This is a genomic window from Desulfocurvus thunnarius (genome assembly GCF_055390965.1).
Genome location: NZ_AP042411.1, coordinates 140,808 through 154,026, shown reverse-complemented (window position 1 = coordinate 154,026; position 13,219 = coordinate 140,808). Strand labels below are relative to the sequence as shown.

Genomic DNA, 13,219 nt, shown 5'->3' with positions numbered 1-13,219 from the left:
GGACGCCATGCCGCAACCCACGCGCCAGCCCGCGCAGATTCTGACCATCGCCGGATCGGACTCCGGCGGCGGAGCGGGCATCCAGGCCGACCTGAAGGCCGTCGCCATGCTCGGCGGCTACGGCATGAGCGTCATCACCGCGCTCACGGCCCAGAATTCCCGGGGCGTCACGGGCATCGAGGCTCCCACGCCCGGCTTCGTGGCCCTGCAACTGGCCACGGTGCTGGAGGACTTCCGCGTGGCGGCGGCCAAGACGGGGATGCTCTTCTCGGCGCCCATCGTCCACGCCGTGGCCGACGGGCTGGCGGACAAGACCTTTCCCCTGGTGGTGGACCCGGTGTGCGTCAGCCAGAGCGGGCACCGCCTGCTGAAGGAGGACGCCGTGGACGCCCTGCGGCGGCGGATGCTGCCCCTGGCGGACCTGCTGACGCCCAACCGGCCCGAGGCCGAGCTGCTGGCGGGCATGGAGATCGCCAGCCCCGGGGCGGCGCGCGAGGCCGTGGGACGGCTGCTGGACATGGGCGCCCGGGCCGTGCTGCTCAAGGGCGGGCACTTTGCGGGCGAGCACCTGGAAGGCCCCGGGGCGGGGCGCATGGCCGACCTGCTGGGGCTGGCCGACGGGACGTTCCAGGTCCTGGACCAACCCCGGGTGGACACGGCCCATACCCACGGCACGGGGTGCACCCTGTCGGCGGCCATCGCCACCGGCCTGGGCCAGGGCCTGGGGCTGGCCCAGGCCGTTGCCCGCGCCCAGCGCTATCTGAACCTGGGCCTGCGTCACGCCTTCGCCCCGGGCCACGGGCCCGGGCCCGTGGCCCACGGCATGCCCCTGGCCCTGCTGGCGGGTGGGGCCGACCCGCTGGACGCGGCCCTGGCGGCGGAGCGCGGCGGGGCGGGGGAGTAGGCCGGGCTCCCGTTCCGGCGAGGGCTCCGGCGAGGGCTCCGGCCCCGGGCCGCAGCGCCCGCGCCGGATGCCACAGACTTGACACAGCGGGGCAAATAGGGTTTCTAGCCTGCGCACCGTGGGACGATTGACACCCCCGCCCGGCGTGGCTATTGCATGGCCTTTTGCGGGGCGGAGCGTGCCGGGTCGCGGCGTGCGCCACCAGTGGCGCGGGCCCGGGGCGGGCCGTCGTCGCCCGGATTCTTTTTTTTCGCCCGCCGGGGCCCCGCCCCGCCGCACCCGCGATGGGGCGGGTTCGCGCCATGCAGGGGTGGTGGAATTGGTAAACACGCTGGTCTTAGGAGCCAGTGCCGCAAGGCTTGAGGGTTCGAGTCCCTCCCCCTGCACCAGGCCCGCGCTGGCCAACGATTTCCTCTGAAAACGAGGCAGACGCACAAGGAGCCGAACAATGGAATACAAGGTCGAAGAACTGTCCCCCGTCGAGCGCAAGGTGGTGGTCACCGTTCCCGTCGAGGAAGTGGACTCCGCCATCCAGGCCACCGTGGCCGTCTACCGCACCACGGTGGACATCAAGGGCTTCCGCAAGGGCAAGGTGCCCTCGCAGCTCGTGGAGAGCCGCTTCCGCCAGCAGATTGTCGAGGAAGCCACCACCGACCTGGTCAATGTCCACCTGAATGAAATCATGGGCGAGCTGGGCGTGCAGCCCATGTCGCGCCTGGACGTGGACGCCGGGCTCCTGGCGCGGGGCGAGGCCTTCACCTACAGCGTGAAGTTCGAGGTCGCCCCGACCTTCGACGTGCCCGAGTACATGGGCCTTGAGGTGGACCAGGAGAAGCCCGAGGTCGATTCCGCCGAGATCGAGGCCGTGGTGGACCGCATCCGCGAGAACCTGGCCGAGGTCCACACCGTCACCGAGGACCGCACCGCCCGGGACGGCGACATCGTAGTCGTCGACTTTTCGGCCTGGCAGGACGGCAAGGCCGTGGACGAGATCAAGGCCAACGGCTTCCAGATGGCGCTGGGCGAAAACCAGTCCCTGCCGGAGTTCGAGGCCATCGTGAAGAAGCTCAAGCCCGGGGAGAACGGCGAGGACGAGATCACCTTCCCCGAGGACTTCATCAACCGCGATTTCGCGGGCCGCACCGTGACCCTGCGCGTGAAGCTGCACGAGATCAAGGCCAAGGCCCTGCCCGAACTGGACGACACCTTCGCCAAGAAGGCGGGCGGTTTCAAGGACATGGCCATGATGCGCGAGGCCATCGAGAATTCCTACCTGGAGTCGCGCCGCAACCTCGTGCGCTCCGACGCCCAGAAGAAGCTGGTGGACAAGCTCCTGGCCCAGGTGGACTTCCCCCTGCCGCCCATGGTGGTGGAGGAGCACATGGCCCAGATTCTGGCCGACTTCAAACAGCGCGTGGAGAGCCAGGGCCGTCGCCTGGATGCCCTGGGCAAGACCGTGGAGGAGCTGCGGGACGAGTTCCGGCCCAAGGCCGAGGAGATGGTCCGCACCCAGATGCTGCTCCTGGCCGTCGCCGCCAAGGAAGGCATGGCCGTGAGCAACGAGGAAGTGGATCGCTTCCTGCTCCAGGAGGCTATCCGCACCAAGCAGGACCCCGAGACCGTGCGCCGCTACTATGAGGAGCACAACCTCATGTTCGCCCTCAAGGACCGCCTGCTGGCCGACAAGGCCGTGGACCGGATCTACGCCAGCGCCAAGGTGAACGAGGTCGCGCCCAAGGCCAAGGCCGATGAGGACGGGGAGGCCGCCCCGGCCAAGCCCGCCCGCAAGGCCCCGGCCAAGAAGGCCGCCAAGGAGCCCGGGGAGGCCGAAGACGAGACGGCCGCCAAGCCCGCCAAAAAGCCCGCCGCCAAGGCCAAGGCCGACGGCGCCGAGAAGAAGGCCCCGGCCAGGAAGGCCGCTCCCAAGGCGGACAAGGCCGAGAAGTAGCCAGCCTTTCGCAGGACGGGGCTCCGGCAGCGGAGCCCCGCCCCGTCTCCTTCGGGCGCCCGCGCCCGGCCCAGCCCGCGCCCAGCGGGCACGCGCGTTTTGAGGCTGGACGCGTCAACGGCCCATGACGTATGCTGTTTCATGGGCCCGAGGCGTCCGCAGGGCCCGACCATCAGCAAGAAAAGGGGGAGTGTTCCATGCCCACCGTTCCCATAGTCATCGAGACCACCGGGCGCACCGAGCGAGCCTACGACATCTATTCCCGTCTGCTGCGCGACCGGATCATCCTGCTCGGCACGGCCATCGACGACCACGTGGCCAGCCTGGTCTGCGCCCAGCTCCTGTTCCTGGAGTCCGAAAATCCGGAAAAACCCATCAACCTGTACATCAACTCCCCGGGCGGCGTGGTCACGGCGGGCATGGCCATCTACGACACCATGCAGTACATTTCCGCCCCGGTGTCCACCGTGTGCATCGGGCAGGCCTCCAGCATGGGCGCAGTGCTCCTGGCCGCCGGTGAATCTGGTATGCGTTTTGCTTTGCCTCACGCGAGAATCCTCATCCACCAGCCTCTGGGCGGGATGCAGGGCCAGGCCACGGACATCGACATCCACGCCCGCGAGATTCTGCGCATGCGCGAGATGCTGAACGGCATCCTGGCCCAGCATACCGGCAAGAAGCTCAAGAAGATCGCCGAGGACACCGAGCGCGACTACTTCATGGGCCCCCAGGAAGCCAAGGATTACGGCATCATCGACAAGATTCTGGTGTCGCGCAAGGAACTGCCGGAGCAAGCCAAGGAGTAGAAGGCACATGTCCGACAAGAAGATTGGCCTGCCCCCCGAACTGAGCTGCTCGTTTTGCGGCAAGGGGCAGGACGAGGTGCAGCGGCTCATCGCAGGGCCCGATGTCTACATCTGCGACGAGTGCGTTGGCCTGTGCAACGAGATCATCGCCCAGGAAAACGTTGCCGAGGAGGTGGAGGAAGGCCGCCTGCTCACCCCCGAGGAGATCAAGAACCTCCTGGATGAATACGTCATCGGCCAGTCCACGCCCAAGAAGACCCTGGCCGTGGCCGTGCACAACCATTACAAGCGCGTGTTCTACGCGGGCAAGTCCAAGAACGACGTGGAGCTGGACAAGAGTAACATCCTGCTCATCGGCCCCACGGGCTCGGGCAAGACCCTGCTGGCCCAGACCCTGGCCCGCGTGCTCAAGGTGCCCTTCGCCATCGCCGACGCCACGACCCTGACCGAGGCCGGGTATGTCGGCGAGGACGTGGAGAACATCCTCGTTCAGCTTTTGCAGAACGCCGACTACGACATCGAGGCCGCCTCGCGGGGCATCATCTACGTGGACGAGATCGACAAGATCGCCCGCAAGGGCGACAGCCCGTCCATCACCCGCGACGTGTCCGGCGAGGGCGTGCAGCAGGCGCTGCTCAAGATCATCGAGGGCACCGAGGCCAACATCCCGCCCAAGGGCGGGCGCAAGCACCCGCAGCAGGAGTTCATCCGCATGAACACCTCGAACATCCTGTTCATCCTGGGCGGGGCGTTCATCGGCCTGGAGAAGATCGTCCAGAGCCGACGCGAGGGCAGCGGGCTGGGCTTCGGCGCGGAGCTGCGCAAGACCCAGGAGGCCAAGGCCGACGAGCTTATCCGCAACGTCAGCCCCGACGATCTGGTCAAGTTCGGGCTGATTCCGGAGTTCGTGGGCCGCATTCCCGTGGTGGCCAGCCTGGAGGAACTGACCGAGGAAGACCTCGTGCGCATCCTCACCGAGCCGCGCAACGCCCTGGTCAAGCAGTACCAGAAGCTCTTCGAGCTGGACGACGTGCGCCTGCGCTTCACCGCCAACGCCTTGACGGCGGTGGCCAAGAAGGCCCTGGGGCGCAAGACCGGCGCGCGCGGCCTGCGCAGCGTGCTCGAGGGCGTGATGCTCGACATCATGTACCGCCTGCCCTCCCTGGAGGGCGTCAAGGAATGCGTCATCAACAGCGCCGTGGTGGAAAACGCCCAGGAGCCGCTGCTGATCTTCCAGTCCGAGGTCAAGTCCGCCTAGGCGGCTGGCGCGCCGGGGGCCGCCCCGGCGCGCCGCCGCGAGGGAGTTGACATCCGCCGCGGCGGTCATAGCTTGTCGGAGTTCGGGCCTGAGCGCCCGCCCTCACCCCTTCCCGGAGGAATAGATGTCGAACTTCGTCATGGTGGACAACGACCCCCGCTCCGAAGAACTGCGCCTGCCGCTCATGTCCTTGCGCGAGGTGGTCATGTTCCCGCGCTCCATCGTCCCGCTTTTCGTGGGGCGCGAGGCCTCGGTGAAAGCCATCGAGACCGCCCTGGCCAACTTCAACAAGAAGATTTTTCTCGTCGCCCAGCGCAGCCCCGAGCAGGAACGCCCGACCCCCGACGACCTTTTCGATATCGGCACCGTCAGCAAGATTCTCCAGCTTCTGCGCCTGCCCGACGGGACCATCAAGGTGCTCTTCGAGGGGCTCTACCGCGCCCGCTGGACCCCCGCCGACGGCCTGGTGCCGCTGGATTCCAAGGACGGCAAGGCCGAGTTCCCCATGGCCGTGGTGCGCCGCGTGCCCGACTTCGAGGCCGACTCCGCCGACGCCGAGGCCCTGGTGCGCGCCACGCACGAGGCCCTGGAGGAATACGGCAAGGTCAACAAGAAGATGGCCGCCGAGACCATCGTGGCCATCTCGTCGCTGACCAACGCGGGCAGGCTGGCCGACGCCGTGATGCCCCATCTCAAGGTGGACTACGCGCGCAAGCAGGAGATTCTGGAGCAGGCCGACCCCCTGCGCCGCCTGGAAGAGGCCTATGCGCTGCTGCAAAGCGAGATCGAGATTTCCTCGCTGGAAAAGAAGATCAAGTCGCGCGTCAAGGACCAGATGGAGCGCAACCAGCGCGAGTATTACCTGAACGAACAGCTCAAGGCCATCAACAAGGAGATGGGCCGCGAGGACGACCCCAACGTCGAGGTCGCCGAGCTGGAAAAGCGCCTGGCCGAAAAGGTCATGCCCGACGAGAACCGCGAGAAGGCCCTGCGCGAGCTGAAGAAGCTCAAGCAGATTCCGCCCTCGTCGGCCGAGTACACCGTGGTGCGCAACTACGTGGACTGGATTCTGGACCTGCCCTGGAACGTCTACAAGGAAACCGAGCTGAACATCGAGCAGGCCCGGACCATCCTCGACCAGGACCACTTCGGCCTGGAAAAGCCCAAGGAGCGCATCCTCGAATACCTGGCCGTGCAGAGCCTCGTCGAGACCATGAAGGGCCCCATCCTGTGCCTTGTGGGCCCTCCCGGCGTGGGCAAGACCTCCATTTCCAAGTCCGTGGCGCGGGCCACGGGGCGTGAGTTCGTGCGCCTGTCCCTGGGCGGGGTGCGCGACGAGGCCGAGATTCGCGGCCACCGCCGCACCTACGTGGGTGCACTGCCCGGCAAGATTATCCAGGCGCTGAAGCGCGTGAAGTTCAACAACCCCGTCTTCTGCCTGGACGAAGTGGACAAGATGTCCATGGACTTCCGGGGCGACCCGTCGGCGGCGCTGCTCGAAGTCCTCGACCCCGAGCAGAACTCCAGCTTCAACGACCACTACCTGGACATGGACTACGACCTGTCCAAGGTCTTCTTCATCACCACGGCCAACAGCCTGCATTCCATCCCCCTGCCGTTGCAGGACCGCATGGAGATCATCAAGCTGCCCGGCTATCTGGAAACGGAGAAGATGCAGATCGCCCGCAACTTCCTGGTGCCCAAGCAGATCAAGGAGCACGGCCTCAAGCCCGAAAACCTGACCCTGTCGGACAACGCCCTGACGGAGATCATCCGCCGCTACACCCGCGAGGCGGGCGTGCGCAGCCTGGAGCGCGAGGTCGCCGCCGTGTGCCGCAAGTCGGCCATGAAGCTGGTGGAGGAGGGCGACATGGACAAGGCCCTCAAGGTCACCAAGCAGCAGTTGCCGCAACTGCTCGGCATCCCCAAGCACAGCTACGGCGAGAAGGAGGACGCCCCGCAGGTGGGCGTGACCACCGGCCTGGCTTATACCGAGCTGGGCGGCGAACTGCTGCTGGTGGAAACCGCGCTCATGCCCGGCACCGGGCGGGTGGAAATCACCGGCAAGCTCGGCGAGGTCATGCAGGAGTCGGCCAAGGCCGCCCTGTCCTATATCCGCTCGCGCTCGGACCTCTTCGGCCTCAAGCGCGACTTCCACAAGGAAATCGACATCCACGTCCACGTGCCCGAGGGCGCCATCCCCAAGGACGGGCCCAGCGCGGGCATCACCCTGGCCACCACCCTGGCCTCGGCGCTGCTCAACCTGCCTGTGGACAACGAACTGGCCATGACCGGCGAGATCACCCTGCGCGGGCGCGTGCTGCCCATCGGCGGCCTGCGCGAGAAGCTCCTGGCCGCCCACCGGGGTCTGATCAAGAAGGTGCTCATCCCCAAGGAAAACGCCAAGGACCTGAAAGACGTGCCCGCCGCCATCCTGCGCGACCTGACCATCGTCGAGGTCGCCAACATGGACGAGGTCCTCTCCCACGCCCTGGTCTGCGCGGACCCGGAGAAGATCTTCTCCGGCCGTGGAACGGAGATGTGCCCCGTGGCCGCCTCCCTGGCCAAGGAAGCCGTGGAGGGCCCGACCCACTAGGGTCGGCGGCGCCGCAGAAAGAAACGAAAAGGCCGGAGCGCGATGCGCCCCGGCCTTTTTTTGCGTTTTCCCGCCGGGGAATCCCGCCCGCCTGGGGGCGGGGGGCCTGCGTGGTCCTATTCCCGGAAGTCGAGCACCGTGGGCTCCTGGGTGGCGGCGTTCAGGCTGCGCACCGGTGCGGGCAGGCTCCACGGGGACATGCCCAGGGCCCGCGCCGCGCGGGGCGCCCAGGCGGTGTCCACGCTGGGGCGCACGCGGGCGGCCTGGGCCCGGGCGTCCACGTCCAGCAGTTCGGCGGTCTCGGGCGTGATCTGCACCGTGCCCGAGGCCATGGCCAGCACCTCGCCCGTGGGCGCGTGCAGCAGGCGGATGTTGAAGCGCACGCTGCGCGAGGTCTGGCTGTAGGTGCCCGCCAGGAGCACTTCGCTCTGCGGGCTGCGGTCGCCCAGCAGGCGCACGTCGCGCGAGAGGGCCATCTCGCCGGTCCCGGGGTCGAGCATCAGATTGCGCGCCCGGCGGACCTCCTGGACGCGGTAGCCGTTGGCCACGAACCAGGAGGCCAGCTCCTCGCCCATGAGCCGGGCCAGGGGCGAGCTTTTTTCCAGGTCGCCCAGGTCCACGGGGGTGGAAAGGATGAGCGTGGTGCCCCGGGCGGGGCCTTCCAGCAGTTGCAGCCGCTCCACGAGCTGGCCGTCGAGCTGCACGGCGATGGACGCGGCGGTCTGGGGCACGCTCTGGGAGGCCCGGGCCGGGGCGGCCAGGGCCAGGGCGGCCAGCAGGGTCAGGGCGATGGTCAGGGGGCGGAGGGTGGACATGGGCGTCTCCTACCTGTTGCTCAGGATGATGCGGTCGGTGGCTTCCACTTCCCGGCTCAGGGTCTCGCGCATGGCGTCGTCGCGGGCCGTGGCCAGGCCGTGCATGAAGGTTTCGCGCGCCAGCTCGAAGCGGCCTTCGGCCTGATAGCGGCGGCCCAGGGCCAGGCAGCGCACGGAATTCTCGTTGTAGGCCATGGCGCGGGGTTCTGTTCTGGGCGCCGCCGGGGCCGGGGCGATGGCCTGCCACAGGGAGCAGCCTTCCAGAAGGAGGGCCAGCAGGGCGGCGGCCAGCAGGGGCATGACGGATCTGCGCATGGTGCGTCCTTGGCGTGGGCCTAGTGGAGCGTGTTCTGCTGGAGCATGAACTGCAGGCTCGTGTCGTCCTTCATGTCCGCCAGCGATCGGACCTCGGTTTGCGCGGCGCGCAGGCGCATGCCGCCGCCCTTGGTCAGCATGGCCCGGGTCACGGGCGTTTGCGGAAAGACCATGTTGGCCGTGCGCAGCACCAGCCCGTCCTTGGTGTTGAACAGGCGCGCGTTGACGAACACGTTGTGCTTGTCGAAATAATAAGTGCCCGAAAGGGCCAGTCCCGCCGGGCGCGGGCGCGCGGCCTTGGCCATGTCGCGGGTGATGACGAACTCGCCCTGTTCGGGGCGGGTCAGCACGCTCGGCATGGTCCGGTATTCGCGCACGGGGATGCCGAGCTGGTTCAGCTCGTAGAACATCTGCTCGGCGATGTAGCGCCCGAAGGCCGAGGAGCTGTCCATGTCGTCCTGGTTGACGAACGAGGCGGGCAGGGCCACGCCGCCGCCCAGGCCTGTGGTGCCGCGTTCAAAGAGCTGGGCGGCCATTTCGCGGATTTGCAGGCGGATTTCGCGCGCGGCGGCGTGCTCCTCGCTGGGTGCGGGCACGGGCGCTGCGGTGCCGACCCACACGTAGCCCCCGCCGCCGTCGGGCGCGAGCACTCCGGCGGGCAGGCCGGAAGCCCCCGCGACGGGGCGCCGGGCGCCGTCCACGTAGGCCTTGCCCATGGGCGCGGCCAGGGCCCCGGCGCCGGGGTCCAGGGCGCCGCCCCGGGTGGCGCTCTCGGCGTTGCGCCGGGCCAGGGATGCGGCATCGGCCTCGCCCGCCACGGCTGCCCCGGCGGACAGGGCGACGGCCAGCAGGCCGCCCAGCAAGGAGAGGAATACGGGTCTCGTGCGCATGGTTTCCCCCGAAGGGTCGTTGACGGAATTGGCTCTGGAGGCTCTATCGGCCGGGGCGACCAAAAGCTTTACACCCCGCGCGGGGTGCGGGGGGCGGCAGGGCCCGGGGCGGGCGAAGGGGAAGGGGCCCGGGCGCGGGGAGCCCGGGGGAGGGGACGGCGGCCGCGCGGGCCGGGGCGTCAGATTCTGTCGCAGGGGATGTTGAGCATGAACTCTTCGATCTGGTCCAGGTACTCGGAGTAGGCGTCGAGCTTGAACTTGCCGCCGCACTGGCCGCAGAAGAGATAGACCTCGCGGCAGGAGCGGATCACGCGCAGGGAACCCTGGCATTCCTTGCACGCCATGCGCGTGTCGGCCTGGCGGGGCCCGCCGAACAGGGTGGGGGTGTTCCACATGGTGGGGAAATCCTCGGCTGTTGTCGGTTTGCGGAAAGGCCGGGGCGGAGGTCGAACCGCCGGGGCGGATCATGCCTTATTTCCCGCCCCCGGGCAAGTCCCTCCTTTCATGGTGGGAAATAGACCGCAATTTCTCCGAATCATGGTTTATTCCTACGCGAATTTCAGGTATGCCCATGGGTATGGCCGCCTCGTCCCGCCAGCGCGGGCCGGGCGGACGCACCCTTCCCGCCTGGAGCAAGGAGAACCCATCATGGCCGAACATTGTGTCAATCTGATGATCGCGGGCGCCGCAGGGCAGGGGCTGGCCACGGTGGGCCAGTTGCTGGCCAAAAGCCTGGTGCGCGGCGGCTACGAGGTGCTGGTGCGCCAGGACTTCATGTCCCGCGTGCGCGGCGGGCACAACACCTTTCTCATCCGTGCCGCCAATTTTCCCCTGGACGCGCCGCGCGAGGCCGTGAACCTGCTCATGGCCCTGAACCAGGAGAGCGTGGACCTGCATCTGGACGAGATGGCCCCGGGCGGGCTGGTTTTCGCCGACACCGGGCTGGACCGCCGGGGCGCGGCGGGCCGGGGCGTGCCCTTCGGCGAGTTGGCGCCCAAGCCCATCTTCCAGAACGTGGCCGCCCTGGGCGTGCTGGCGGGCGTCCTCGGGCTCGATCCGGCCATCCCCAAGGCCCTGCTGGGCGAGACGTTCGCCAAGAAGGGCGAGGCCGTGGTCGCCCAGAATCATGAGGTTCTGGACGCGGCCTACGCCTGGGTGCGCGCCGGGGCCACGGCCTTTGCCCCGCTGCCGCCCATGGCGGCCCCGCCCCGGCGGCTGATGCTGACCGGCAATGAGGCCCTGGCCCTGGGCGCCATGGCTGCCGGAGCCAATTTCTGTTCCTATTATCCCATGACTCCGGGCACCTCCATCGCCCAGGTCCTGATCACCCACGGTCGCAAGCTGGGCGTGGTGGTCGAACAGGCCGAGGACGAGATCGCGGCCATGAACATGGGCCTGGGCGCGGCCTACGCGGGGGCGCGGGCCCTGGTGCCGACCTCGGGCGGCGGCTTCGCGCTGATGACCGAGGCCGTGAGCCTCGCGGGGGTGACCGAAACGCCCATCGTCTGCGCCGTGGCCCAGCGGCCCGGCCCGGCCACGGGGCTGGCCACGCGCACCGAGCAGGCCGACCTGAACCTCGTGCTCCACGCCGGGCACGGCGAGTTCCCCCGGGCGGTCTTCGCCCCGGGCACGGTGGAGGAGTTCTTCCACCTGACTCACCGCGCCTTCGACCTGGCCGAGCGCTTTCAGTCCCCGGTGTTCGTGCTGTCGGACCAGTACATGGCCAATTCCTACCGCAGCGTGGCGCCCTTCGACCCGGCGGCCCTGCCCGCGCCCGCCGAGCCCCTGCGCCGGTGGACGGCCAAGGAGCCTTACGGGCGCTACGCCGTGACGGAAAGCGGCGTGTCCCCGCGTCTGCTGCCGGGCTTTACCGACCAACTCGTGCTGGCCGACTCCCACGAGCACGTGGCCAGCGGGCACATGAGCGAGGACATCGAGGTCCGCAACACCATGCAGGACAAGCGCCTGCGCAAGGGCGCGGGCCTGCTGGCCGAAACCGTGGCCCCGACCTGGGACGGGCCCGAGGCCCCGGAGCTGCTGCTGGTCTGCTGGGGCTCCACCCGGGGCGCGGCCCTGGAGGCCGCGCGCGACCTGCGCGCACGCGGGCGCTCCGTGGGCGTCGTGCATTTCGCCCAGGTCTGGCCCCTGCGGGAGGACCAGTACCTGGAGCGCATCCAGGCCGCCGGGCGCACGGTCTGTGTCGAGGGCAACAGCACCGGCCAGTTCGAGCAGCTTCTGCGCCAGCAAAGCTGCCTGCGCATGGATGCTCATATCCACAAGTACGACGGCCGCACCTTCACCCCGGAATACATCCTGCGGGCCCTGGACGCCCTCGGGCTGGCATAGGGAGGCTTTGCCATGATCGACATCAAGGAATACGGCGAGTTCACCACCTCCTGGTGCCCGGGCTGCGGCAACTTCGGCATCATGGACGCCGTGCGTGCGGCCCTGTCGCGCCAGGGCATCGCCCCGCACCAGTTCGTGTATGTTTCGGGCATCGGTCAGGCGGCCAAGGCGCCGCACTACATCCGCTGCAACGGCTTCAACGGGCTGCACGGCCGTTCCCTGCCCGCGGCCCAGGCCATCCGTCTGGCCAACACCCGGCTGCCCGTGCTGGTTTCCAGCGGCGACGGATGCAGCTACGGCGAGGGCGGCAACCACTTCCTGGCGGCCATCCGGCGCAACGTGAACATCACGCTGCTGGCCCACGACAACCAGATCTACGGCCTGACCAAGGGCCAGGCCAGCCCGACCACCGCCCAGGGCCACGTGACCAAGGCCCAGCCGCAGGGCGTGGCTTCGGCGGCCTTCAACCCGGTGGCCGTGGCCGTGGCCATGCGTTGCGGCTTCGTGGCCCGGGGCTTTGCGGGCGACAAGGAATTCCTGGCCGATCTCATCGTGGCGGCCATGCAGCACGACGGGTTCGCCCTGGTGGACATCTTCCAGCCCTGCGTGTCCTTCAATAAAATCAACACCTATGCGTGGTATAAGGAACGCTGTCGCCCCCTGCCTGCGGACTACGATCCCACGAATTGGGAGGCGGCCATGGCCGCGGCGGCCACCTTCGGCGACGAAATCCCCGTGGGCGTGCTGTACCGCGAAGACAAGCCGAGCTTCGAGAGCCGCCTGGGGCACCTGGCGGGTGAGCCCCTGGCCGCGCGCGGGCCCGATCCGGCGGGCATGGCCCGGGTGCTCGAAGCGTTTGCCTAGCCCGCGAGGCTCTGGTAGGACAGGGGTACCGCCCGGGTTCAGGCCCGGGCGGTGCCCCTTTTTTCGCGCCCGGCGGGGCGCGTACACTGTGCGGGAGGAGCCATCATGAAGAAAGTTGCCCTGTTTCCCTTTCGTGGCGAACTGCTGTGCTTTGTGCACGTGCTGCTCAACGCCCTGGACATGCAGGCGCGCGGCTACGACGTGCGGCTGGTGCTCGAAGGCGCCTCGGTGACCCTGGTGCCCCAGTTGGCCGACCCGGACAACCAGTTCCACCAGCTCTACGCCAAGGTTCTGGCCTCGGGCGTGCTTGACGGGGCGTGCAAGGCCTGCTCGACCAAGCTCGGCGTGGCCGAGGCCGTGCGCGCCGCGGGCATCGCCCTCATCGGTTCCATGGGCGGACATCCGGCCATGGGCGAGTATCTGGACCAGGGATACGAGATCATCACCTTCTAGCGCATACGGACCGGCCCGCCCGGT

11 protein-coding genes, 1 tRNA gene and 1 pseudogene are annotated in these 13,219 nt (G+C 68.5%); 9 read left to right on the top strand and 4 right to left on the bottom strand.

What is annotated here, in order from left to right:
* The first annotated feature begins 7 nt into the window (after positions 1-7).
* From thiD to lon, 6 genes and pseudogenes are all read left to right on the top strand, one after another.
* Positions 8-904, top strand: coding sequence for a bifunctional hydroxymethylpyrimidine kinase/phosphomethylpyrimidine kinase (gene thiD, locus ACZ5KV_RS00655; protein WP_464240413.1), 897 nt, complete (start codon positions 8-10; stop codon positions 902-904).
* Positions 905-1,208: 304 nt separating this feature from the next.
* A tRNA-Leu gene (locus tag ACZ5KV_RS00650) sits at positions 1,209-1,293 on the top strand.
* A gap of 59 nt (positions 1,294-1,352) precedes the next feature.
* Positions 1,353-2,651: pseudogene (gene tig / locus ACZ5KV_RS00645) on the top strand (trigger factor); the annotation flags it as partial.
* A gap of 398 nt (positions 2,652-3,049) precedes the next feature.
* Positions 3,050-3,658 (top strand): ATP-dependent Clp endopeptidase proteolytic subunit ClpP, encoded by a 609-nt coding sequence (clpP, locus tag ACZ5KV_RS00640; RefSeq protein ID WP_464240412.1) that lies wholly within the window; start codon positions 3,050-3,052, stop codon positions 3,656-3,658.
* A 7-nt stretch (positions 3,659-3,665) separates the two neighbouring features.
* Positions 3,666-4,916 carry an ATP-dependent Clp protease ATP-binding subunit ClpX gene (clpX, locus tag ACZ5KV_RS00635; protein ID WP_464240411.1) on the top strand — a complete coding sequence of 417 codons (1,251 nt, stop codon included), beginning with the start codon at positions 3,666-3,668 and terminating at the stop codon, positions 4,914-4,916.
* A 124-nt stretch (positions 4,917-5,040) separates the two neighbouring features.
* The gene (gene lon / locus ACZ5KV_RS00630) at positions 5,041-7,512 is read left to right on the top strand and encodes an endopeptidase La (RefSeq protein ID WP_464240410.1); all 2,472 of its coding nucleotides are present in this window, start codon (positions 5,041-5,043) and stop codon (positions 7,510-7,512) included.
* A gap of 116 nt (positions 7,513-7,628) precedes the next feature.
* On the opposite strand, the gene ACZ5KV_RS00625 is transcribed toward lon, so the two are convergent.
* From ACZ5KV_RS00625 to ACZ5KV_RS00610, 4 genes are all read right to left on the bottom strand, one after another.
* Positions 7,629-8,327, bottom strand: coding sequence for a FlgO family outer membrane protein (locus tag ACZ5KV_RS00625; protein WP_464240409.1), 699 nt, complete (start codon positions 8,325-8,327; stop codon positions 7,629-7,631).
* A 9-nt stretch (positions 8,328-8,336) separates the two neighbouring features.
* Complete coding sequence (locus ACZ5KV_RS00620) at positions 8,337-8,642, bottom strand: hypothetical protein (RefSeq protein WP_464240408.1); 306 nt, start codon at positions 8,640-8,642, stop codon at positions 8,337-8,339.
* Between the two features lie 20 nt (positions 8,643-8,662).
* Complete coding sequence (locus tag ACZ5KV_RS00615) at positions 8,663-9,532, bottom strand: FlgO family outer membrane protein (protein ID WP_464240407.1); 870 nt, start codon at positions 9,530-9,532, stop codon at positions 8,663-8,665.
* 179 nt (positions 9,533-9,711) lie between these two features.
* Positions 9,712-9,927 carry a dual CXXC motif small (seleno)protein gene (locus ACZ5KV_RS00610; RefSeq protein WP_464240406.1) on the bottom strand — a complete coding sequence of 72 codons (216 nt, stop codon included), beginning with the start codon at positions 9,925-9,927 and terminating at the stop codon, positions 9,712-9,714.
* 253 nt (positions 9,928-10,180) lie between these two features.
* Between ACZ5KV_RS00610 and ACZ5KV_RS00605 the strand changes: the two genes are divergently transcribed.
* The 3 genes from ACZ5KV_RS00605 (at position 10,181) to ACZ5KV_RS00595 (ending at position 13,195) form a co-directional block, all read left to right on the top strand.
* Positions 10,181-11,878, top strand: a complete 1,698-nt coding sequence (locus ACZ5KV_RS00605) for a 2-oxoacid:acceptor oxidoreductase subunit alpha (RefSeq protein WP_464240405.1) — start codon at positions 10,181-10,183, stop codon at positions 11,876-11,878.
* Positions 11,879-11,890: 12 nt separating this feature from the next.
* Positions 11,891-12,742: a 2-oxoacid:ferredoxin oxidoreductase subunit beta gene (locus ACZ5KV_RS00600; RefSeq protein WP_464240404.1), complete on the top strand. Its 852-nt coding sequence runs from the start codon at positions 11,891-11,893 to the stop codon at positions 12,740-12,742.
* A gap of 105 nt (positions 12,743-12,847) precedes the next feature.
* Complete coding sequence (locus ACZ5KV_RS00595) at positions 12,848-13,195, top strand: DsrE family protein (protein ID WP_464240403.1); 348 nt, start codon at positions 12,848-12,850, stop codon at positions 13,193-13,195.
* Positions 13,196-13,219: the final 24 nt, after the last annotated feature.